23 protein-coding genes, 1 riboswitch and 1 other annotated feature are annotated in these 22,298 nt (G+C 33.4%); of the genes, 3 read left to right on the top strand and 20 right to left on the bottom strand.

The genetic code is table 11. The features are described 5' to 3' along the window. Window positions 1–54: 54 nt before the first annotated feature. The 6 genes from ABG79_RS08875 to ABG79_RS08850 all read right to left on the bottom strand — a co-directional run bounded on the left by ABG79_RS08875 (window position 55) and on the right by ABG79_RS08850 (window position 6,689). Window positions 55–429, bottom strand: coding sequence for a YkvA family protein (locus tag ABG79_RS08875; protein ID WP_057979121.1), 375 nt, complete (start codon window positions 427–429; stop codon window positions 55–57). Window positions 430–464: 35 nt separating this feature from the next. Continuing rightward, window positions 465–1,382: a pseudouridine-5'-phosphate glycosidase gene (locus ABG79_RS08870; protein WP_423230096.1), complete on the bottom strand. Its 918-nt coding sequence runs from the start codon at window positions 1,380–1,382 to the stop codon at window positions 465–467. After that, a complete protein-coding gene (locus tag ABG79_RS08865; protein WP_057979119.1) occupies window positions 1,379–2,470 on the bottom strand; it encodes a carbohydrate kinase in 1,092 nt (363 codons plus the stop codon). Before ABG79_RS08865 ends, ABG79_RS08870 begins: the two co-directional genes overlap by 4 nt. Before the next feature lie 114 nt (window positions 2,471–2,584). Further along, complete coding sequence (cysS, locus tag ABG79_RS08860; protein ID WP_057979146.1) at window positions 2,585–3,982, bottom strand: cysteine--tRNA ligase; 1,398 nt, start codon at window positions 3,980–3,982, stop codon at window positions 2,585–2,587. Between the two features lie 82 nt (window positions 3,983–4,064). Continuing rightward, window positions 4,065–4,270: a binding site (T-box leader), on the bottom strand. 51 nt (window positions 4,271–4,321) lie between these two features. Then, a complete protein-coding gene (gene gltX, locus ABG79_RS08855; protein ID WP_057979118.1) occupies window positions 4,322–5,776 on the bottom strand; it encodes a glutamate--tRNA ligase in 1,455 nt (484 codons plus the stop codon). 100 nt (window positions 5,777–5,876) lie between these two features. After that, window positions 5,877–6,689 carry an alpha/beta hydrolase gene (locus ABG79_RS08850; RefSeq protein WP_057979117.1) on the bottom strand — a complete coding sequence of 271 codons (813 nt, stop codon included), beginning with the start codon at window positions 6,687–6,689 and terminating at the stop codon, window positions 5,877–5,879. A 112-nt stretch (window positions 6,690–6,801) separates the two neighbouring features. Between ABG79_RS08850 and ABG79_RS08845 the strand changes: the two genes are divergently transcribed. After that, window positions 6,802–7,662 (top strand): rhomboid family intramembrane serine protease, encoded by an 861-nt coding sequence (locus ABG79_RS08845; protein WP_057979116.1) that lies wholly within the window; start codon window positions 6,802–6,804, stop codon window positions 7,660–7,662. A gap of 82 nt (window positions 7,663–7,744) precedes the next feature. On the opposite strand, the gene ABG79_RS08840 is transcribed toward ABG79_RS08845, so the two are convergent. From ABG79_RS08840 to ABG79_RS08805, 8 genes are all read right to left on the bottom strand, one after another. Then, window positions 7,745–8,002: a DUF1294 domain-containing protein gene (locus tag ABG79_RS08840; RefSeq protein ID WP_057979115.1), complete on the bottom strand. Its 258-nt coding sequence runs from the start codon at window positions 8,000–8,002 to the stop codon at window positions 7,745–7,747. A gap of 69 nt (window positions 8,003–8,071) precedes the next feature. Further along, a complete protein-coding gene (locus tag ABG79_RS08835) occupies window positions 8,072–9,091 on the bottom strand; it encodes a threonine aldolase family protein (protein ID WP_057979114.1) in 1,020 nt (339 codons plus the stop codon). Between the two features lie 13 nt (window positions 9,092–9,104). Continuing rightward, window positions 9,105–9,641 carry a hemerythrin domain-containing protein gene (locus tag ABG79_RS08830; protein WP_057979113.1) on the bottom strand — a complete coding sequence of 179 codons (537 nt, stop codon included), beginning with the start codon at window positions 9,639–9,641 and terminating at the stop codon, window positions 9,105–9,107. Window positions 9,642–9,654: 13 nt separating this feature from the next. Then, window positions 9,655–10,545: a prenyltransferase gene (locus ABG79_RS08825; protein WP_057979112.1), complete on the bottom strand. Its 891-nt coding sequence runs from the start codon at window positions 10,543–10,545 to the stop codon at window positions 9,655–9,657. A gap of 16 nt (window positions 10,546–10,561) precedes the next feature. Then, window positions 10,562–11,197: an HAD family hydrolase gene (locus ABG79_RS08820; RefSeq protein WP_057979111.1), complete on the bottom strand. Its 636-nt coding sequence runs from the start codon at window positions 11,195–11,197 to the stop codon at window positions 10,562–10,564. Between the two features lie 14 nt (window positions 11,198–11,211). Then, on the bottom strand, window positions 11,212–12,090 hold the full coding sequence (locus ABG79_RS08815; RefSeq protein WP_057979110.1) for an EamA family transporter: 879 nt from the start codon (window positions 12,088–12,090) through the stop codon (window positions 11,212–11,214). A gap of 85 nt (window positions 12,091–12,175) precedes the next feature. Beyond that, on the bottom strand, window positions 12,176–13,999 hold the full coding sequence (gene typA / locus ABG79_RS08810; RefSeq protein ID WP_057979109.1) for a translational GTPase TypA: 1,824 nt from the start codon (window positions 13,997–13,999) through the stop codon (window positions 12,176–12,178). Between the two features lie 132 nt (window positions 14,000–14,131). After that, entirely contained in the window at window positions 14,132–14,707 is a 576-nt protein-coding gene (locus tag ABG79_RS08805) for a Uma2 family endonuclease (RefSeq protein ID WP_057979108.1), read from the bottom strand. A 278-nt stretch (window positions 14,708–14,985) separates the two neighbouring features. Between ABG79_RS08805 and ABG79_RS08800 the strand changes: the two genes are divergently transcribed. Continuing rightward, window positions 14,986–15,705, top strand: coding sequence for a L,D-transpeptidase (locus tag ABG79_RS08800; RefSeq protein WP_057979107.1), 720 nt, complete (start codon window positions 14,986–14,988; stop codon window positions 15,703–15,705). Window positions 15,706–15,717: 12 nt separating this feature from the next. Here the strand turns inward: ABG79_RS08800 and ABG79_RS08795 are convergent, their stop codons facing one another. From ABG79_RS08795 to ABG79_RS08775, 5 genes are all read right to left on the bottom strand, one after another. After that, entirely contained in the window at window positions 15,718–16,590 is an 873-nt protein-coding gene (locus ABG79_RS08795; protein WP_057979106.1) for a DMT family transporter, read from the bottom strand. Window positions 16,591–16,780: 190 nt separating this feature from the next. After that, window positions 16,781–17,578: a MetQ/NlpA family ABC transporter substrate-binding protein gene (locus ABG79_RS08790; protein WP_057979105.1), complete on the bottom strand. Its 798-nt coding sequence runs from the start codon at window positions 17,576–17,578 to the stop codon at window positions 16,781–16,783. 14 nt (window positions 17,579–17,592) lie between these two features. Further along, entirely contained in the window at window positions 17,593–18,234 is a 642-nt protein-coding gene (locus ABG79_RS08785; protein WP_341408914.1) for a methionine ABC transporter permease, read from the bottom strand. Window positions 18,235–18,273: 39 nt separating this feature from the next. After that, complete coding sequence (locus tag ABG79_RS08780) at window positions 18,274–19,059, bottom strand: methionine ABC transporter ATP-binding protein (RefSeq protein WP_057979104.1); 786 nt, start codon at window positions 19,057–19,059, stop codon at window positions 18,274–18,276. Window positions 19,060–19,156: 97 nt separating this feature from the next. Further along, window positions 19,157–19,263, bottom strand: a riboswitch (SAM riboswitch). Window positions 19,264–19,350: 87 nt separating this feature from the next. Further along, window positions 19,351–19,569, bottom strand: coding sequence for a hypothetical protein (locus ABG79_RS08775; protein ID WP_057979103.1), 219 nt, complete (start codon window positions 19,567–19,569; stop codon window positions 19,351–19,353). Window positions 19,570–19,813: 244 nt separating this feature from the next. On the opposite strand from ABG79_RS08775, the gene ABG79_RS08770 reads away from it, so the two are divergent. Next, window positions 19,814–20,230: a hypothetical protein gene (locus tag ABG79_RS08770; RefSeq protein WP_057979102.1), complete on the top strand. Its 417-nt coding sequence runs from the start codon at window positions 19,814–19,816 to the stop codon at window positions 20,228–20,230. 80 nt (window positions 20,231–20,310) lie between these two features. On the opposite strand, the gene ABG79_RS08765 is transcribed toward ABG79_RS08770, so the two are convergent. Then, on the bottom strand, window positions 20,311–22,035 hold the full coding sequence (locus tag ABG79_RS08765) for a proline--tRNA ligase (protein WP_057979101.1): 1,725 nt from the start codon (window positions 22,033–22,035) through the stop codon (window positions 20,311–20,313). Window positions 22,036–22,298 lie beyond the last annotated feature (263 nt).

Here is a 22,298-nt window from a genome sequence, read left to right as displayed (position 1 = left end):
CTTCCATCGTTTGTTCTATCGCTAAATCCTCCTTAATATCCTGTTTCGTTTTCCTCACCCTAAAAGGAACTTTATAATTAAATACAATGCATACGCCCATATCAAACCTATAATAACTCCTGCAACAATACCCTTTTTCTTAGCCTCCTTTAAATCAACCTCTTTTTCCTTGCATTCATTCCATACTTCCTTGGGGACTAGTTTTATGGCAATGGTAATACCAGCAGGAATTAATATTAAATCGTCTAGATACCCTAAAACAGGAAGGAAATCAGGTATTAAATCAATCGGGCTAAGAGCATAGGCTATAACTAATACCGCCCAAAGTTTAGCGTAGATTGGAGTTTTAGGGTGCCTATAAGCAAGATACAAAACATAAAGATTGTTTTTTAAATCCTCTGCTCTTTTTTTTAGATTTTCAAGTTTCACGATTAAACCTCCAAAATAAGTTTACTGATAATCAGTTAACTTATTTTGCTTAGTTCAACCGCAAGATGTGATGCTAATCTTGCATTGTTGTAAACAAGCTGGATATTAGATTCAAGGCTTCTTCCACCAGTAATTTCTTTAACCTTTGCAAGAAGGAATGGAGTTGTTTCCTTTCCCTTTATGCCCTTTCCCTTTGCTTCGCAAAGTGCATCCTCTATTGCTTTGTTTATTGCATCATAGTCCATTTCAAATTCCTCTGGGATTGGATTTGCAACTACTACCCCGCCCTTTAATCCAAGTTGCCATTTCACATAAATAGCCTTTGCTAGTTCCTCTGGTGATTCAACCCTGTAGTCAACTTTAAATCCGCTTTTTCTTGTATAAAATGCTGGAAGCTCATCGGTCTTATATCCTACTACAGGAACACCGAATGTTTCAAGGTATTCTAATGTAAGTCTCAAGTCAAGTATTGATTTTGCACCTGCACAAACTACAGCAACATTTGTGTTAGCAAGTTCCTGCAAATCTGCTGATATGTCAAATGTTTCCTGAGCATCTCTGTGAACTCCTCCGATTCCACCAGTTGCAAACACTCTAATTCCAGCTAAAGCCGCAATAATCATCGTTGAAGCTACAGTAGTCGCACCGTCAAGCTTTTTTGCAACAATAAATGGTATATCACGCCTTGAAACCTTTACTATTTCTCTACCTTTTTTGCCGAGGTATTCTATTTCATCTGGAGTTAATCCTGCCTTGAGCTTTCCATTGATAATGGCAATAGTAGCTGGAACTGCTCCATTTTCTCTTACTATTCTTTCGACATTAAGTGCAGTTTCTACATTTTGTGGATAAGGCATTCCGTGTGAGATTATAGTGGATTCAAGTGCTACAACCGGTTTGCCAAGTTTTAGTGCCTTTTCTACTTCCTTACCAATTTCAATATAATTCATCATAATCCCATCTCCTTTATTATATAGTTTATATTTTCTATGCTCATATTTTGATTGATTGTATCCTCTGATAACAGCGCAAGCACCGATGCAGCTGTAGAAAACTTAGCGGTTGAGTGTATATCAAAATCATTTAAATAGGCAAAAACAAGCCCTGCTACAAATGCATCTCCTGCCCCAGTTGCATTCTTAACTTCTACTTTAGGGGTTTTAAATAAGTTTAGTCTTGATTCGTCTCCATAGTAAATTCCATCCTCGCCAAGGGTTATAAATACTTTCTTTACTCCTCTATTTAAAAAATATTCTGCTGCTCTTTTCAAATCGTTTTCAGATTCTATCTTAATTCCTGACAACACTTCTGCTTCATACTTGTTTGGTTTTATACAGTAAAACTTTCCTATAAAATTCTTAACCTTCATTGCTTTATTAGTTGAAACTGTGTCTAAAAATACAGGAATATTAAAATTTTCTATGATATATTTTATAATTTCTTCAGGAATATTAGTATCTAGAACTATGCATTTAGATTTTTTTATCATTCCTTCATTTTCTTTAATATAGTCTACTTTAAAATCGTCATAAATATCCATACAGGAAAGTGCAACTGCCATATCTCCTTTATCATCCTGAATAGATAAATATGTTGATGTTTGGGATATATCTAAAACCTTTGATAAACTCATATCCAATCCAATTTTTTTAGAGTGCTCGATTATCTTTTTCCCATACAAATCATCACCAACCAACGTTAATAGCTTTGTATTTACCCCAAGCCTTACTAAATTTTCAGCTATATTTCTTGCAACTCCACCTATTGAAATTTTCATCCTTCCTGGATTGGAATCTCTCAAATTAAGCTTACCCTTTGGAAAACCTAATAAATCTATATTAGCTCCTCCAATTGCAACAACATATTCATCCTCATCTGATAAAATATAACCTTTGCCCTTAATAAGTCCCTTTTTCATAAGGTTTGTAATATGAACTGCAACAGATGACCGTGTAATACCTAACATGCTTGCCATTTCTTCCTGTGAAATCAAAGGATTGTCTTTGATAATGTTTAATATTTCTCTTTCCCTATTCGTCATACAATCACCTTAACTTTTGCTTATATATTAATCATATGTTTATATTTTACCCATTTTAATAAATTTATGCAACAAAAAAGTGAAACTTAGGTGCCAGGCACCCAAGTTTCACTTTTACATTCTCTTCCATCTAACTCCCTGTGGAGTATCTTCAAGTATTATTCCCATCGCCTTCAAATCGTCTCTTATCTTATCTGCAAGGGCAAAATTCTTTTCCTTTCTTGCCTTTTGCCTTTCTTCTATAAGCCTTTCTATTTCTTCATCAATATTTCCCTTTGTTGTTTTTTCAAGTATTCCAAGAGGTTTTCCAAGTTCCCTTATAAGGTTCAATGCCTTTTCAGCAAGTTTTTTCGCTGAAGTTTCCTTTATATTTGTGTTGACTTCTCTAACTAAGTCGAATATAACTGATATTCCATCAGCGGTATTGAAATCATCATCCATAACTTCGATGTATCTTTCTCTAAATTTATCGAGATTGTTTGATAATTCTACTTCTGCCCCATTAAGTTCTCTATCTTCTGCAACTTCAATTACATGTTCAAGATTTCCTATAGCATTATACATTCTCTCAAGGGCTGATTTTGCCTGGTCTAGTAAGTCCAAGCTAAAGTTTATTGGATTTCTATAATGTCCTGAGAGCATAAATAGTCTCACAACTTCTGCATCATATTTTTCAAGTATCTCCCTAGCTGTAAAGAAGTTGTTTAATGACTTTGACATCTTCTGGTTGTTAACGTTAAGGTATGCAACATGCATCCAGTAATTAGCAAACGGTTTTTCATTTCTTGCTTCACTTTGGGCGATTTCATTTTCATGGTGTGGGAATACAAGGTCTGCCCCACCTCCGTGAATATCTATTGTTTCACCTAAAAGATTGCACGCCATTGTTGAGCATTCAATATGCCAGCCAGGTCTGCCCATTCCCCATGGGCTCTCCCATGCAGGTTCACCTGGCTTTTGTGCCTTCCAAAGGGCAAAGTCCATTGGATTTTTCTTTCTCTCATCTATATCTATTCTTGCACCCGCTTCTAAATCTTCTATGCTCTGATGCGATAGTTTCCCATATTCTTCGAATTTAGTTGTATCAAAATATACATCCCCATCAACAGCATAGGCATACCCCTTATCAACTAAGTCCTTTACGAACTTTATTATTTCATCCATATATTCAGTAGCCCTTGGATTGTATGTCGCTCTTTGAATTTTAAGTCCATCTGCATCCTTGTAATATTCAGCTATATATTTTTCTGCTACGTCCTTTACTGTTACTCCCTCTTCATTAGCTCTTTTAATCATTTTGTCATCGATATCAGTAAAGTTTTGAATAAAATTCACCTTATATCCTCTGTATTCAAAATATCTTCTAATCGTATCGAATACAAGGAATGTTCTGGCATTTCCAATATGGAAGTAGTTATATACAGTTGGACCGCAGGCATACATTTTAACCTCGCCTTCTGTAATCGGCTTAAATTCTTCCTTTTGCCTTGTCAAGGTATTATAAATCTTAATAGCCATATCAATATCTCCTTTCTATCTACTATTATTATTCTATGTCGATTATCTTAAACTGCATCTAAAAACCCCTTCATCTTGTAAAGACGAAGGGGACTTCGCGGTTCCACTCTACTTAGGATAAACCTCACTCAAAATTATAACGGATTTACCGTCCTTGCCTACTTCTTTCGGCAAGAAAGCTCCGGGACGCACCTTCAGAAGTTTCACTGCTGCTGCTTTCAGCCTACGACAGCAACTCTCTAAAAGCTAAACCTTCCTACTCCTTCCCATCAATGCCTATACAGATTATTGTTAGAAAATATTATATCAAAAAAATCTTACACAATCAAATCATTACATTAAGTTTTCCTTTACAAAACCAAGTCTTTTTATTATTGTTTCTCTTCCAAGTATTTCTATTATATTTACAAGTTCTGGTCCATGAACCTGGCCTGTTAATGCAACTCTAATTGGCATAAAGAGTGCTTTCCCCTTCGCTCCAGTTCTATTCTTTAATTCTTTAAATACGTTTTGTGCAAAGTTTGAATCAATCGCTTCTGCTTCTTTTACCATAGTTTCAAATTCATTTATAAGACCAAGAACATGCTCTTGTTTTAAAACTTCTGCTGCTTCTTCATTTTCAAGTTTAACTTCTTCTCCAAAGAAAATATTAACATGGTTAACTATATCACCAACAAATGAGAGTCCATCTCTAACTGTTTCAACAACCTTAGTTAACCATTCCTTCTTTTCATTGATATCGTTTTCTGTTATAAATCCTGCATTTACAAGATGTGGAATAGCAAGCTCTACTATTCTCTCTATTGGGCTCTTTCTTATGTATATTCCATTTATGTGGTTTAATTTGTCGATATCGAATACAGCAGGATTCTTAACAACTCTGTTAAGGTCAAATTTTTCAACAAGTTCCTCAAGTGAGAAAATTTCTTCTTCACCCTCTGGCGACCATCCAAGAAGTGCTAAAAAGTTTACAATTGCTTCTGGCAGATATCCCGCATCCCTGTATTGTTCAACCCACGTAGAACCATGGCGCTTGCTCATCTTTGTTCTGTCTTTTCCAAGAATTAGTGAAACATGGGCAAACTTTGGAACTTCAAATCCGAGAGCTTTATATATTAGTATTTGCCTTGGAGTATTTGAAAGATGCTCTTCTCCTCTTATAACAGTTGTAATCTGCATTAAATAATCATCAATTGTAACCGCAAAGTTGTATACAGGAATTCCATCGGATTTTACTATAATAAAATCGCCTATATCCTTTGAATTGAATTCAACTCTTCCTCTTACTATATCTTCAACAACTATAAGTTCATCATCTGGAACTCTAAATCTAACTACTGGCTTTCTTCCTTCTTTTTCATAGGCCTCCTTTTGCTCTTTAGTTAGGTGTCTGCACTTTCCAGAATATCTTGGCATCTCACCTCTTTTTAAAGCCTCTTCCCTTTCCTTTTCAAGTTCTTCTTCACTGCAGTAGCAAAGATACGCTCTACCTTCAGCCAATAATTTTTCTACATACGGATTATATATTCCAACTCTTTCTGTCGAACGATATGGTCCGTGTTCTCCTCCAACTTCAATTCCTTCATCCCAATCGATTCCAAGCCATCTCAATCCTTCAAGAATAACCTTTTCTGACTCTTCTGTTGAACGGTTAAGGTCAGTATCCTCAATTCTAACCAAGAATTTTCCGCCTGTATGTCTAGCATATAAATAGTTAAATAGTGCTGTTCTAGCTCCTCCGATATGCAAATGCCCTGTTGGACTTGGGGCAAATCTAACTCTCTCCATCACTACACCTCCAAAAATATTACGCTCAATTACTAATTTTAATTATATTTTCCCTATTTTTCAACAAAAATATATTAAAAGAGTGCAACCGTGCACCCTTTTATTTGTTGTATATAAATTTAATAAATTCAGGAAATCTTTTTGCCCAGTATTTTTCGCTGTGTGTTGCTCCCTCATCAATTAAAAGCTTTACATTTTCAATTGAAATTTTTCTTGATATAGTTTCGTTTAACCTAAGTGTTCCATTTACATATATATCTGGAAACTCTTTTATTTTATCGTTGCTGGTTTCATTTGTCCCAATATCAAGATAAATCCTCATTTCGACCGTTGTAAGATTCTCTTCAATAAAATCGATTAACTCCTCTTCTGCAAACCATGCAGCAGTTGAAAATGCTCCAATTTTTGAAAATATATCTTGATACTTTATTCCTATGTATAGAGAAATTACTCCTCCCATTGAGCTTCCTGCAATCATAGTATTTTGTCTATCCTTTAATGTTCTAAATTCACTGTCTATCATAGGTTTTAATGTCTCTACGATAAACTTTGAATATTCTTCTCCTTCACCGCCAACATATTCTAGTTCACTTTTATCAAGCATCTTAGGTATCTCAAAGTTTTTCCAAGGTGAATACTCGTCTAATCTTTTAAATCCTTCCCTATTGCAGTCAATTCCCACAACAATTATTCCATCTGTTACCCCTTCCCTTTGAAGATTATCAAGTGTTTTATCCACTTCCCATGAGTATCCTGAATGTTCACTCTTATCAAACAAATTTTGTCCATCGTGCATATACAAAACGGGATAATTTTTATTTGAAATAAAGTAATCATAAGGTAAATAAACTCTTATCTTCCGATTTCTATTCAGTTGTGGAATAATAATATCTTTAACTATTTTTCGTTCCATACGTCCCCCTCCAATCCAAAGGATTAACCCTATTATTTATTATATTAATCTAATTGTCAAGTTTTAGCAAAACCTATATAATAATATAAAACACATTGAAAGGAAGATTGAAATGAAATGGATATATAGATTAGAATCCCGGTTTAAAAAATTTACTATAAAAAATATTATGTTTTATATAGTTGCTATAACTGGATTTGTTTTCATAGCATCTATTGTAAATCCATTAATTATAGACTATTTGATTCTAAACCCAGAATTAGTCTTTAAAGGTCAAGTTTGGCGGCTTATAACTTTTCTTTTTATCCCACCTTCCTCCAGTGTTCTATTTTTATTTATCATTTTATATTTCTACTATTGGATAGGATTAAATCTTGAACATCATTGGGGAAGCTTTAAATTTAATCTGTATTATTTGATAGGCGTATTAGCAACAATAATAGGATCAATGATTACAAACATAGATGCAACAGGAAATTACATTAATACATCTATGTTTCTTGCATTTGCTTATCTTTTTCCTGATGTAGAAATATTGATGTTCTTCTTCTTTCCTGTTAAGGTTAAATATCTAGGTTATTTAGAGTGGGCTTATATTATTTACACTGTTTTGTTTTTGCCCTTCCCATTAAAAGCACTTTCAATATTGTCTGTAGTTAACTTCTTGGTATTTTTCGGTAGAGATTTAATTCTAAATACTAATTTGAGAAGAAAATCATTTTCAAGGAGGAGAAAATTTCAGAAAAACTTTAATTCAACAAAGAATTATCGTCATAGGTGCACAGTTTGCGGAATAACTGAAGCTGATGATCCAAAGATGGAGTTTAGGTATTGCTCAAAATGTGCAGGAAGGCATGCATATTGTTCCGAGCATATATTTAATCACGAGCATATAACAGAAGAGGAAGAATTAAATTCAAAGGTTATTGAGTTTAAGCCAAGAAAAGATAAAAAGAATAAATCCCATGAATGATTTAAATGCATTCATGGGATTTTGTATGTTCTATATCTATAAAATTTATCAAAAATCATTTATTTTTTCATTAAAACGATATTTATCTTAAATAATAAATAAGAAAGCCTTGTAAAACTATAATAATCGGAATTCCAATAATAAATTTTAAATGCTTTGTTTTATGATGAAACAGAAACATTCCTAAATATATTCCAATGCTTCCACCGATTGCCGCAATAATGAAAATAGTTTTTTCAGAAATTCTGAACTTGTGTTTTTTTGCTCTTCTCTTATCGATAAACATAATTAAAAGAGCAAATATATTTATAGCTAAAAGAAGTAATAAAATTATATCCATTTGTAGACCTCACATAACCTGGAGTAGGTTTACCTACCCTAATTTAAATTTGTCAAACAATTCAAGAAGTCAAGAAATCAAGTGAATGTCACTCACAAAGGAATCTATGTCTTCCTTGGTAGTGTCAAAGGACGTCATCCACCTAACTTCATTTGTTTCCTCGTTCCAAATATAGAAAAAGTGTTTTTTAAGAAGTTTTTCTATAGTTTGTCTAGGGAGTATTGCAAAAACTGCGTTTGCCTCAACCTTTTGGGTTATTTCAATGCCCTTTATCTCTCTTACTTTACTTTCTAAGTATTTTGCCATTTCGTTTGCATGTTTTGCATTTTCAAACCACAGGTTGTCGCTTAATAAAGCTTCAAACTGTGCTGAAATATATCTCATCTTTGAGTGCAGCTGCATGCTTTGTTTTCTTATAAACTTAAAATCCTTTGAAAGTTCCTTGTTGAAAAACACAACAGCTTCCCCAAACATCATTCCATTTTTAGTTCCTCCAAAGGACAAAACATCAACCCCAGCATCTCTTGTAATTTCTCTTAAGCCTTTATTTAATGAAGCTGCAGCATTTGCAATTCTTGCACCATCCATATGAACAAGCATGTTATTTCTGTGGGCAAAATCAGAAATTTTCTTAATTTCATCCACAGTATACACAGTTCCAAGTTCTGTTGATTGAGTAATTGAAATCACCTTAGGCTGTGAATGGTGTTCAACTCCTAAAGCATGAAGGTGCTTTTCTATATCCTCTACTTGTATTTTTGCGTCTGCACTTGGTAAGGAGATTATCTTGCAGCCTGTATTCTTTTCAGGCGCTCCACACTCATCAGTATTTATATGTGCCCAGGATGAACAAATAATTGAATTATATGGTCTTGTAATTGTTCCAAGCCCTAATACATTTGCCCCTGTTCCGTTGTAAACAAAGTATACGTCTATATCTTCTCCAAAAATTTCTTTAAACTTATTAACAGCCCTTTCGGTGTATATATCGTCCCCGTAAGATACAACATCGCCTTCATTAGCTTTAACAATTGCCTCCATTATCTTAGGATGCACCCTTGCGTTGTTATCGCTTGCAAAACTTCTCAAAATTATCCCCCCATTACAGGCTATTTGCAAAATCTATGTATTTGTTTCTAATCTTAGTATTTTCTTGGTCGCCTTCTATTTTTTCAAATTCTTCCTTTAATCTTTCCTGAATATTTTCGTCTAAAACCCTTCTTGCAGTCATGTAAATAGCATTATCCTCTTTATCTATATGGCCTTCGAGCAGCATTGTATAGGATATTGCGTTGGCAACTATATAAGCCTTTTGCTTTTTATCTCCCTTTTCATAATTGTTTAGCGCTTCCTCAAGATTTCTTATATACATTCTGCCAAGGTCATGTTCTAATAGCATCCCTGCTATAGCCCCTGATTTAAGTGTTTCATTCTTCTCAGCCATTATGTTAAAAAGCTTATTTTCTTCCTTTTGGTGATGATACTTGTCAGCAAAATTCCTAACAAAGTCAATAACCTTTCTATAAAATTCAACATCAACAGACTTCCCCTCAACAAGTTCCTCGCAGTCTCTTCTTATCGCTGCTAATACCTTTTTTATGTATACGTGCTCATTTATCAAAATGTCAACTGCATCCATATTAACACCCCTTCTATATTAAACTTAATAAGTATATTATACCATAATATAGGTGAAGGTATGCCGTGTTTGGAACAAATGCTCTTTTATTTGTATATTGTAATTTGTGAGTTTTAATTGCAAATGGAATTGTTATAAAAGTTAACAGAGAAAAAATAGGAAGTTTATTTAGTAGTATCAAAAGAGGAATGAAAATGTAAGATAAAACAACTAAAGCTTTATAGCAAAATTTTCCCGTTTCAAGTCCGAACCTTACGCTAAAGGTTTTAATATTGTTAACAACATCGCTTTCGTAGTCCCTTATTTCATTGCTTAAAAGAAGCGCTGGAATTAAAAAGCTGAACGGAAGCGAAAGCAATACAACGTCTGTAATCCCTTGATTTGAAAAAACTACATAGCTTCCAACCACCATCAATGGTCCCATTAAAATAAAAGAAAGAACAGCCCCAAGGCCTTTATCCTTATAATTTATAGGGTATCCTGTATACGCATAACCACCTATTAAACCCATCACTCCAATTATAAGCAAATTTATATTCCTAAAGTAAAAAACCAAAAACAATCCTATCAGCCCTGCAAGCCCAAAGCATGCCATCCCTGCTAAAAATATTATTATTTCTGTGAACGTTCTTTCAACTCCTAAAAATCTATATTTTTTCTCATTATTTATATTTTTATCGGTTTTGCCTTCAAAATAATCATTAACAAGGTTTACGCCTGCCTGAACTGACAGCCCTGCAATTAATGTTAAACTTACTATTACTAATTCAAATGCATTAAATCCATTTTTAAATAGATATCCAAACCTAAATGCAAGCAGTATTCCAGCTGCAGTCGATATAAAGGCAATAGTTAAAGAAAAGAATCTTAAAGCTCTATATACATCATGCAAAAGTCTTTTCACACTAATCCTCCATCCCTTATATATTCCAGTGATTGCCCTTTTTAAAATTATCTATAGTTTCGTGTGCCATCGTTAGCTTTTCCTTAGGATAGGTTGTTGCAACTCCAAACACCTTCATTCCTGCCCTAACACCTGCTTCAATACCTGCAAGGCTGTCTTCAAAAACAATGCAATCTCTTGGTTCCACTCCAAGAATTTCAGCAGCCTTTAAAAATATTTCAGGGTCCGGCTTTCCATTTTTAATCATACCTGCATGAGCTATTGCATCGATATAATTTCTTATGTCTAATTCATCTAAAATAAAATCGATGTTTTCAATTGGCGCAGATGATGCCACTGCTGTTTTTATTTCCTTTTGCTTTAAGAATTTAAGATAATCAACCAAGCCATCTACTGGCTTTACATATTCCTTATAAACCTCCCTATATACCCTTTCCTTTTCTTCTCCTAAAGTTATAACTTCATCTTCGTTTAGTTCTCTCTTAAATATTTGAGCAAAAATTTCCTTGTTCGTTCTACCAAAATTCTTGATTATCTCCTCATCCGAAAGGTTAATATTCCTTCTTCTTGCAAACTCCTTCCACGCTATGCAGTGATACTCATAGTTATCGATTAGCACTCCATCCATGTCGAAAATTACTGCTTTAATCATATTATGTCTCCTTTCTATTGATTAGTTTTTGATGTTTGAACTAAAATAACTCCAAATAAAATAATAACTGTTGAAAAAATCATCCTAAGGCTCAACGGCTCTTTTAAAATCAGCGCACCAAGTATTACTGCAACTATTGGATTGATATATGCATATGTTCCAGCCTTGGATGATGGCCAGTTTTGAAGGACATAGATATAGCTGCTATATCCTATAATCGAGCCAAAGAATATTAAATAGAGCATAGCTGCCAATCCAGTTGTGGAGAAAGCAAATCTACTTGCCTCGCCAATTGATAAGCCAAGTATCAGCAGAGAAATTCCACCTGCTACCATCTCAATCCCAATATGTGTTACAGTAGAGCCTGTAGCTTCAAATGTCTTTTGATAAACCGAGCCCATAGCCCAAAGTAGTGATGCTGATAAAAGAAACACTGTCCCTTTTATATCAATGACTGCACTTGATTTAGAAAGCGTCAGGAAAACTACTCCTAAAAAACCTACTAAAAGACCAGTCCATCCTTTTATTGATAATTTAATCCCATTTGGTTTTATAAATTCAATAATTGCCATAAAAAGAGGAACTGTGGCTACTAATATAGATGCTATCCCCGAAGCTACCCACTGCTCAGTCCAAACAACAAGTCCATGCCCTCCTAAGAGTAAGAACAATCCAACAATCGCAATATTTTTTATATCGATAAATTTTTTTGGAAACTCAAGACCCTTAATTTTCGCAAACAGAAGCATTAATGTTCCTGCAGCTAAAAATCTCGTTCCTGCAAACATAAATGGCGGCATTTTTGATACACCAATTCTAATTGCTAAATATGTAGAACCCCATATAATACATACAGCAATAAATGCAACCCAAATTTTAGTCTCCTTTTTCATTTACATCCCCCCACACATCATTATTAAACAATTTTAACATTTATCCTCAAAAATTTCCATAAAAAAATCAGGCAAAAGCCTGATTTCATTTCTTTTTTGCTTCTTTTTTTCTTTGCTGAGAATCAAGTATCCTTTTTCTCATTCTAACGTTTTTAGGAGTTACTTCCACAAGTTCATCACCTGCAATAAATTCAAGGCATTGTTCAAGCGAAAGTTCAACTGGTGGAGTTAAACGCAGTGCTTCATCTGAGCCTGCTGCTCTCATGTTTGTTACATGCTTTTTCTTGCATACATTTACATCTATATCCTCAGCCCTCGAGCATACCCCTACAATCATTCCCTGATACACAGGAGTTCCAGGACCTATAAATAGCGTTCCCCTCTCCTGAGCGTTGTATAAACCATAGGTTACAGCCTCACCCGTTTCAAAAGCTACAAGCACTCCTCTGCTTCTTTCTGGTATATCCCCTTTAGCAGGTTCATATCCATAAAATATATGGTTCATAATTCCATTACCCTTTGTATCTGTTAAGAATTCACTTCTATAGCCAATAAGACCCCTTGCAGGAATCTTAAATTCCAATCTTGAGTAACCATTTATAGCTGATGCCATATTAACCATTTCAGCCTTTCTTGAACCAAGTTTCTCAATAACCACACCGACAAATTCCTCAGGAACATCTATTGTTAAATACTCAATTGGTTCGCATAAAACCCCATCTATTTCCTTATAAATAACCCTTGGTCTTGAAACCTGAAACTCATATCCTTCTCTTCTCATAGTTTCAATAAGGATGGAAAGATGCAGTTCTCCTCTTCCAGAAACTTCAAAGGCATCTGTTGAGTCAGTTTCGTTGACCCTTAAACTAACATTTGTATCTAATTCTTTTAATAGCCTGTCCCTTAAGTGTCTTGTAGTAACATAATCTCCTTCTCTGCCTGCAAATGGGCTGTCATTGACACTGAATGTCATAGAAATAGTAGGTTCGTCTATTTCAACAAAAGGTAGCGCCTCTGGGTTTTGAACATCAGCAATTGTCTCACCAATATTAATATCTGCAATTCCAGAAATGGCTACTATATCTCCAAGATTTGCTTCTTCAACCTCTTCTCTTTTCAAACCATTGAATGTATACAAAGTAACTATTTTACCATTTCTTATATTTCCGTCAGTGCTGCATACTGCAACCTGTTGATTTTTTCTTATTCTTCCTCTTTCTATTTTACCTATAGCTATTCTTCCTACGTATTCGTTTGAATCGATTGTGGTTACAAGCATTTGAAGTGGTTCATCTATAAAACCTTGTGGTGCTGGAACATGTTCAATTATTGTGTTGAACAATGGTTCAAGGCTTATAGACTCATCCTCAAGTTCTGTTTTTGCAATTCCATCCCTTGCTGAACAGTAAACTATTGGAAAGTCAAGCTGCTCGTCATCAGCACCAAGTTCTAAGAATAGCTCAAACACATCATCGATAACTTCATTTGGCCTTGCATCTGACCTATCTATTTTGTTTATAACAACAATTGGTTTTAGTTTTAACTCAAGCGCTTTTTTAAGAACAAATCTGTTTTGTGGCATTGGCCCTTCAAAGGCATCAACAAGCAGCAAAACTCCGTCGACCATCTTTAAAACTCTTTCAACTTCGCCGCCAAAATCCGCATGACCTGGAGTGTCGACTATATTTATTTTTGTTTCTTTATAGTAAACAGCTGTATTTTTTGAAAGAATCGTAATTCCTCTTTCTCTTTCGATATCATTTGAGTCCATCACTCTTTCATCAACTTTTTCATTAGCCCTAAAAACTCCGCTCTGCTTTAGCATCCCATCAACCAAAGTCGTCTTTCCATGGTCAACGTGGGCAATAATCGCTATATTTCTTATATCTTCCCTTACAAATCTATCCATAACAACCTCCATAAATTTCCATAAAGTTTTTCTCATAAAAACAGGATACCCTCAGGTATCCTGTTTTGAGTAACACTTTATTTTACTTTAAAATAAGTTTCATGTCAAATTTTGTTGAATAATATATTTAGGTTAACTAAATATTTCACCTAAACAAATATTCAATTCTTGAAAGATTCCAACCTTTATTTTATCCTCTTCCGAATAAATTTCAGGTCTTCCGTATCTTCCATTTTCTAATTTATAAATAATAATTGTCTTTTCTTCAGGATATACAATCCAATATTCTTTAACCTGTGCTTTTTCATACAGATAAAATTTATCCTTCAAATCTCTTTTAATTGTAGCTGGAGAAATTATTTCAATTATCAAATCTGGACTTCCTTTGCACCCTCTTTCGTCAAGCTTGCTAATATCACAAATTATTGATATATCAGGTTGAACAACGTTTTTGCAATTCGAATCTTCTTCACCTTCCAAATTAAGTCTTACATCAAAAGGAGCAGGGTAAACTTTACATTGTTTGTTTTTTAAATAATTATAAAATACACTAAAAAGGGCTCCTAATATATCCTGGTGCAATCTGGATGGTGCTGGGCTCATATTATATGCCTCTCCGTCTATTATCTCCCATCGTTCGTTTTCCGGCCAATTCAAATAATCATTATAAGTAAATTTATTTATGTTTGCTTTATTTGGTATCCCCATTAATATCACCTCCAAACTAATTGTTCATATTTTTTCAATTATTTATGAAAATATATCATTCAACTTATTTTTGTATATAACAAAATTACTAACTTCTCCATTAATATATTCCTATTATATCACTTTCAATCATAGCTAAATCAAGTATTAATTATAGTAAATTTAATAACAACAATCTTTGCTAATTATATACATGAATTCTACATCTATTTACATATTGCTTCAAATAGTGATATAATATTGCAAGGTTTTGTTTTATTAAAGGGGGGTTAAAATTGATGAGGCTTTTTGCAAAAACTATTGCATTTATAGTATTATTAAATTTTGTTTTAATATCATCTGTTTTAGCCAAATCAAATATTAACTATAGCCAGATTGTTGGAACCGGCATGGTAACGGGCGTTATGATTAAAAACGTAAATGGTTTTTCTAATGGTGAAGTAGTAGAGATATTGATGGGTGAAAAGCAAAAAAAATTCAAAGTAAAAAGTTTATCAAGCGGGAAAGTTGCTTGGGTTGACAGGTCAGCACTTGCAATTGAATCTGATGATGAAATTTATGCTCGAGAACTTGATAAAGAAGTTATAGAAGGATATATCAACAGTAAAAATTTTAAAAATGTTTCTAAGTATTTGTTATGGGTAGATATAGTAAATCAAAAAACATATGTTTTGGTTAGAAATAATAATGCTTATAAATTGTATAAAACAATGCCCTGCTCGACAGGAATTAACACAGCACCAACTACAAGAGGCGTTTTTAGAATAAATCAAAGGGGAAAATGGTTTTATTCAAGCTATTATAGACAAGGATTTAAATATTGGGTAAGATTTAACGGTCCATACCTTTTCCACTCTCTCCCCATGGATAAGGGCGGAAAAATTGTTGACTACACCCTTGGTAAAAAGGCAAGCCATGGATGTGTTAGATTAAGTTTATCCGATGCATATTGGATATATAAAAACATCCCTAACAATACAATAGTTTATGTTAATTAAGAAGCAGGCTGTTTAGCTTGCTTCTTTTTTCAACATAATCACACATGCTACAACCAAAAAAATTCCTATCATTTGAACAGAGTCAATGTATTCCTTCATAAAAACGAAGGATAAAATTGCTGCTGATGGTATTTCTATTGTGCTAATTATTGAAGTTGTAACAGGTCCAATGTATTTAATCGCAGAATAAAGCAAAGTCAATGGAATTATTTCACAGAAGAATGCAAGTAGTGCAGCATTTTTAACTGATTCAAAGCTCACGTTTGAAAGTTTAAATACGAATTCAAAATTAAATATTAATAGAACTATCAGTGAAAACAAAGTTGTATAAAAAGTAATCAAAACTTCCGGAACATCTTCAACTATGTATTTTGCATAAATATTTACGGCAGCATAAAATATCGCAGATAAAATACCAAATATGATTCCAATAGTGTAATTATTCCCTGCGCTGATTTGATTTATGTTTAAAACAAGATAACATCCGGCTAAAGTTCCAATTATTGATAACACTTTTATTTTAGATAGTTTTTCCTTTAAAAATATAAAACTATATAAAGCAACCATAACTGGATATGTATATAGAAGTATTGTAGTAACTGCAACGTCTAAATATTTAAATGTGGAATAAAAGAAAACCGTCATTAATGTATTGAAAATTGCACCTTGAATTAGTAGTTTTTTAAGTAATTCCTTTGATAATTTCATTTTTTCTCTGTATCTAATAATTGAATAAAAAAGTAAAATAATTCCGGCTATAATATACTGCAGCATAAGCAAATCAACAGGTGAAAAATTCTGCTCATATCCATTCTTCACAAAAATACCAGCAGAGCCAAAGAATATCGCCGATAAAATTGCATAAATAAAACCTTTTGTCTTCATTTTTGCCTCCCTACTTCTATTCATTCAAAATAATATTATCATAAATTAAAAAATATTTCTTTTAAATTATTTGTTTTTATTATCAATTATTCAATTTATTATATGTTTTCCTTCCAATTTTTCATGTATTGATAAGTTTATTTGAACATGATAGAATAAAAAAAACCCCACTTTCGTGAGGCAACCCCTGTTAAAATGCTGGAACTACAGCACCGTTATATTTTTCTTCTATGAATTTTTTTACATCTTCACTTTGTAGAACATTTATTAATTCTTTTATAAGAGGATTATCCTTATCTTCAGGTCTTACTGTGATAACATTTGCATAAGGTGAGTCCTTATCTTCTATAAACAGACTATCCTTTAGCGGATTCAATTTTGCCTCAAGTGCATAATTTGTATTTATTATCGCTAAATCAACATCCTGAAGCACCCTCGGAAGTTGCGCTGCTTCTAATTCTTTAAATTGAAGTTTTTTTGGATTTTCTATTATATCGTTTGGTGTTGATGTTAAGTTGTTAGAATCTTTTAGTTTTATTAACCCCTGTTTTTCAAGAAGTATCAGCGCTCTTCCTTCATTAGTTGCATCGTTAGGAAGTGCAATGACTGAACCTTCTTTAATCTCGTCTTTATTCTTATATTTCAAGGAATATGCTCCCATCGGTTCAACGTGTATGTTGGCAACTGCAATCAAGTTCATTCTCTTTTCCTTATTAAATGTGTTCATGTATGGAACGTGTTGAAAAAAGTTTGCGTCTATTTGCTTATCATTTAATGCAACGTTAGGTGTCACGTAGTCTGTAAATTCTCTAACTTCAAGTTTTATTCCCTTTTCTTCAAGTTTAGGTTTAACAAAATTTAGAATTTCTGCATGAGGTAGCGGTGTCGCTCCTACAAGTAATTTGTTTTCAGCCTTTGCAGACTTGCTGCAGGCAGTCAATGATAATGCAATAATAAAAGCAATAAGAATTGTTAATATTCTTTTCATTCTAAACACCTCCGTCATCTCTTATCAAATTTTCTGGCTAAAAAGTTACCTGTTCGCTGAATTAATTCAACAAACAAAATCAAAATAAGTATTGTGATAATCAGAACATCCGTTCTAAATCTCTGATATCCATATCTAATAGCTAAATCTCCAAGACCACCTCCTCCTATTGCTCCTGCCATGGCAGAATATCCTAAAATATTTATAATTGTTAAAGTAATGCCAAGTATTAAAGAAGGAAGTGCCTCCTTCAGCATCACTTTAAAAATAATCTGAGGTATAGTCGCTCCTAAGGATATTGCAGCTTCAATAACCCTTTTATCTATTTCGTTCAGTGAAGATTCAATTACCCTGGCAACGAATGGTGAAGCTGCAATAGACAAAGGAACAATTGCCGCTGTTGAGCCTATGCTCGTCCCAACGACAATTCTTGAAAGGGGGAATAACACTATTATAAGAATAATAAATGGTATTGACCTTGTGGTATTAATAATAGAATTCAACCATCTATTAAGCTGAATATTCTCAACAAGCCCGTTCTTTTGTGTAAGAACAAGAATAATTCCTATAGGAAGTCCCAAAATAAGCGAAAAAACAGTTGATAATAAAACCATATATATTGTTTCTAAGAAAGAACTAAAAACCAGTTCAAAAATCTCAAAAGTAATGCTCACTAGTCTCACCTCATCATGTAATTATGCAAAATTCAAACCTGAAATTAAGTTTTTATCTGTGTAATTTAACTCATGGCTCGGATTTATAAATCTTTTTATATTATCTGATTCAGAGTTAAACAAAATGTCATTTGTCTTTCCTGATTCAACAATATGCCCGTATTCAATAAAAGCAACTTTGTTGCAAATCTGCTTGACTACGCTCATCTCATGGGTAATCAGTATAACAGTAATTCCAAAGTTTTCATTTAATGATTTTAGTAAATTTAATATAGATGTAGTTGTAACTGGGTCAAGTGCTGACGTAGCCTCATCAGAAAGTATATATCTTGGATTATTCGCCAGTGCCCTTGCTATTGCAACCCTCTGTTTCTGACCACCTGATAGCATCGAAGGATATGAGAATTTTTTTTCCTCTAAATCAACAATTTTTAGCAATTCATCAACTTTTTTCTCAATCATTTCCTTTTTATAACCTGATATTTCAAGTGGGAATGCAACGTTCTTATAAACATTTGAATTTTGTAATAAGTTAAAATGTTGAAATATCATGCTCATTCTTTTTCTTACATCCCTCAACTTGCTATTCTTCATCTTAGTAATATCTTCCCCATCTATTAAAATTTGTCCCTCATCCGGTCTTTCCAATAAATTGAGACATCTTATCAGTGTTGTCTTTCCTGCACCGCTTGGTCCAATGATTCCAAAAATATCGCCGTCCTCAATTTCAAGATTTATTTTTTTTAATACCTCTATTTTTTTCCCTTCGACAAAATATGATTTACTTAAATTCCTTATTTGGATCATAACCAATCTCCTTTCATATTCATTGTTATGTAATGTTTTTTATCAACAAAAAATTAAAATAAAAAAACCTCCTTCAAGATGAAAGAGGTTGTCTTCTCTCTCATCTCTCGGTAAACAAATTACCGCAGGATTTGGCACCATTGTGGTTAAACCACCGGTTGCCGGGCTTCATAGGGCCAGTCCCTCCACCACTCGCGATGAGTTATTTTCCATATTAAATTCTTTATGCAAGATTATACCACATTAAATTCAATTGTCAATATATTTTTTAACAATAAAAAATTTTATCGTTTACCTATAATAACCAGGTAATACCCTTTTCCCAAACATCTTTTGTGTTTCAATTAGCCATAATTTTAAGTTAGTGTACATCATCCAGTGGGGGTTAACCTTATAATTCTTGTGCTTTGCATACTTTTTAATCCATTCATCCTGCTTTTTTAATTCTTTATGATACTTAAAATAATTAATAAAAAAATCCTTCATCATTTTAATCATTTCGCTTGACATATCTAACCTCATATACCTATACAGGGTATATAGATATTATTACACTAATTTCTTTCTAATGTCTAATTGAAAATTTAAATTATTTTTTATCCATTAATTAATTTTCATAATAGTGTTTGCCATTTTTTTAACAAGTTTAAGTTGAAAACTAAATTCACTTTAAATACATTAAACCTTTTTATAGATTATATAATATTGGTCATTAGCATATTTATATAATAAGAAAAACCTTGGGGGGATTTTATTGGAAATGCGTAAAAATGCTGAAATTGTTTCAGTATTATTTAAAATGCAAAACCTACAAAAGGCTATATTAAATGCCACTAAGCATTTAAAGGGAATTAAACCTGTGAAAGAATCTATCGAAACATATAACATTTGCTTTAATACACTTCAAGAGGCATCATTTTACTTTTTCCAATGCACAGGTTTTTTGAAATCCCAATATATCGATGGAAATCTTTCCTATACAAGCAGAAATTTTTTAATAAACAAATTATTTATACCTGCATATAAAAATTTTCAATTGCTTAAAAATTATATCGTTAGTATAGAAGTAGATGATATTTATTCAGAAAGCCTTATTCTATTACAAAATAGAATTGAATTTATAAATGATTCTCTTTCAAATATATTAAATGAATTGAAATTATTGGATTGAAGTATATAAATTAATTGTCCAAATTGACAAACAAATCAAGAACTCAAGAAATCAAGTGAATGTCACCAAAAGAGGCTGGACTAAACCAGCCTCTTAATTTTTACATTGTTTTGTTTGAACACTTTTAAAACTTCGTCGTAGATTTCTTCAACTTTTATTTCTTTAACTTCACTAGAATTTCTAAGTTTAAATTCAACGATTCCATCCTTTATCTTCTTTCCTACAGTAATTCTTATAGGTATTCCAATAAGGTCGGCGTCATTAAATTTAACACCTGCTCTTTCGTCTCTATCGTCTATTAATGTTTCAATTCCCATTTCATTTAGTTTAGAATAGATTTCTTCTGCAGCATTAACTGCAAATTCATCCTTCATAACAACGGGAACAACTATTACATGATATGGAGCAACTGAAAGTGGCCACATAATCCCTTTTTCGTCGTGGTTTTGTTCAATTACTGCTGCCATAGTTCTGTTTATACCTATACCATAGCAACCCATTATTATTGGCTTTTCTTCTCCCTTGTCGTCGACAAATGTTGCATTCATGGCGCTTGAATATTTTGTGCCCAGCTTGAAAATATGTCCAACTTCAATGCCTCTGTTAATTGTAATCTCGGCACCACACTTTGGACATTTATCTCCAACTGCTATGTTTCTAAAATCTCCAAGAGTTCCTTCAAAGTCTCTTCCATATTTTGCATTTATTATATGATATCCTGTTTTATTAGCACCAATTATCATATTTTCTATATTCTTAACTTCAAAATCTATTAAAAGCTCATCAACCTTTATTCCAATCGGTCCGGCAAATCCAACATCAGCACCGGTAGCCTTCTTTACTGTTTCTGCGTCAGCAAGTTCAAAGTTGATGCATTTTAAGTGGTTTACTACCTTTGTTTCATTGACATCTCTATCTCCTCTTACCATAACTGCAACAACTTTATCATCTGCTTTATATATCAACGTTTTTGCAAATTTTTCTGCAGTTGTGTTGAAGAAACCAACCAATTCCTCAATTGTTCTTACATTTGGTGTCTCAACTTTTTCTAAAGCCTTTGCATCTTCTTTTCTTTCAATTTCTTTATCAAATGTTGGTGCCTTTTCTATATTTGCTGCATAGTCACAGCTTGAGCAGAATACAACTTCAGCTTCACCAATATCGGATTTAACCATAAATTCCATTGAGCCGGTTCCACCCATAGCGCCTGTATCAGCTTCCACTGCCTTAAAGTCAAGTCCGCATCTTTCAAATATTCTTGTATATGCCCTGTGCATCTTATTAAAGGATTCATCAAGTCCTTCCCAGGAAGTATCAAAGCTGTAGGCATCCTTCATCGTAAATTCTCTGCTTCTCATTACACCAAATCTAGGTCTTCTTTCATCCCTGTATTTGGTTTGAATCTGATAAATATTTAATGGCATATCCTTGTATGACTTTACTTCATTTCTAATTATGTCTGTAAAAATCTCCTCATGCGTTGGCCCTAAACAAAACTCTCTTCCATTTCTATCGAGCAGTTTAAACATCTCTGGTCCAAATACTTCCCATCTTCCTGATTCCTTCCAAAGCTCAGATGGTAAAAGAGCAGAACAAAGTATCTCCTGTGCTCCTTCCCTATTCATCTCTTCTCTTACTATTTCTTCAATCTTTCTTAAAACCCTTAGCCCTAATGGCAGATAGTTATAAACTCCCGATGCTAATTTTCTCATCAGCGCAGCTCTTAGCATAAGCTGATGGCTTGCTATTTCAGCTTCTGCTGGAACCTCCCTTAATGTTGGCATAAACAAATTGCTAAGTCTCATAATCAAACCTCCTTTTAGTGACATTCACTTGATTTCTTGAGTTCTTGAATTGTTTGACAATTTCAAACAGCATGAAAAAAAGCCCTCACCCAATAGGGCGAAGGCTTACTCCGCGGTACCACCTAAATTTTAACTCATTATGGATAACGGCTAATGCCGGTATAGCTCTTCGCTAACTGCTCCAAAGCGGGTTCAGCACGTTGAAAACCTTTCAGCCTGGGGTTTTCTCTCTGTTGAATATGCTTACTATTCTTTTTCACAGC

Origin of the sequence: Caloramator mitchellensis (genome assembly GCF_001440545.1) — a bacterium.
In the GTDB taxonomy this organism is placed as follows: domain Bacteria; phylum Bacillota; class Clostridia; order Clostridiales; family Caloramatoraceae; genus Caloramator; species Caloramator mitchellensis.
Note: the sequence above shows the minus strand (reverse complement) of the source record. Positions and strands in the feature narration are given on the sequence as shown.

What these genes read in the sequence shown, in the direction of transcription:
- ABG79_RS08870 (WP_423230096.1), bottom strand. Translation starts at nt 1,382, where the DNA reads ATGATGAATTATATTGAAATTGGTAAGGAAGTAGAAAAGGCACTAAAA.
- ABG79_RS08865 (WP_057979119.1), bottom strand. Translation starts at nt 2,470, where the DNA reads ATGACGAATAGGGAAAGAGAAATATTAAACATTATCAAAGACAATCCT.
- gltX (WP_057979118.1), bottom strand. Translation starts at nt 5,776, where the DNA reads ATGGAGAGAGTTAGATTTGCCCCAAGTCCAACAGGGCATTTGCATATC.
- ABG79_RS08850 (WP_057979117.1), bottom strand. Translation starts at nt 6,689, where the DNA reads ATGGAACGAAAAATAGTTAAAGATATTATTATTCCACAACTGAATAGA.
- ABG79_RS08845 (WP_057979116.1), top strand. Translation starts at nt 6,802, where the DNA reads ATGAAATGGATATATAGATTAGAATCCCGGTTTAAAAAATTTACTATA.
- ABG79_RS08840 (WP_057979115.1), bottom strand. Translation starts at nt 8,002, where the DNA reads ATGGATATAATTTTATTACTTCTTTTAGCTATAAATATATTTGCTCTT.
- ABG79_RS08830 (WP_057979113.1), bottom strand. Translation starts at nt 9,641, where the DNA reads ATGGATGCAGTTGACATTTTGATAAATGAGCACGTATACATAAAAAAG.
- ABG79_RS08820 (WP_057979111.1), bottom strand. Translation starts at nt 11,197, where the DNA reads ATGATTAAAGCAGTAATTTTCGACATGGATGGAGTGCTAATCGATAAC.
- ABG79_RS08815 (WP_057979110.1), bottom strand. Translation starts at nt 12,090, where the DNA reads ATGAAAAAGGAGACTAAAATTTGGGTTGCATTTATTGCTGTATGTATT.
- typA (WP_057979109.1), bottom strand. Translation starts at nt 13,999, where the DNA reads ATGGATAGATTTGTAAGGGAAGATATAAGAAATATAGCGATTATTGCC.
- ABG79_RS08805 (WP_057979108.1), bottom strand. Translation starts at nt 14,707, where the DNA reads ATGGGGATACCAAATAAAGCAAACATAAATAAATTTACTTATAATGAT.
- ABG79_RS08800 (WP_057979107.1), top strand. Translation starts at nt 14,986, where the DNA reads ATGAGGCTTTTTGCAAAAACTATTGCATTTATAGTATTATTAAATTTT.
- ABG79_RS08795 (WP_057979106.1), bottom strand. Translation starts at nt 16,590, where the DNA reads ATGAAGACAAAAGGTTTTATTTATGCAATTTTATCGGCGATATTCTTT.
- ABG79_RS08790 (WP_057979105.1), bottom strand. Translation starts at nt 17,578, where the DNA reads ATGAAAAGAATATTAACAATTCTTATTGCTTTTATTATTGCATTATCA.
- ABG79_RS08780 (WP_057979104.1), bottom strand. Translation starts at nt 19,059, where the DNA reads ATGATCCAAATAAGGAATTTAAGTAAATCATATTTTGTCGAAGGGAAA.
- ABG79_RS08775 (WP_057979103.1), bottom strand. Translation starts at nt 19,569, where the DNA reads ATGTCAAGCGAAATGATTAAAATGATGAAGGATTTTTTTATTAATTAT.
- ABG79_RS08765 (WP_057979101.1), bottom strand. Translation starts at nt 22,035, where the DNA reads ATGAGACTTAGCAATTTGTTTATGCCAACATTAAGGGAGGTTCCAGCA.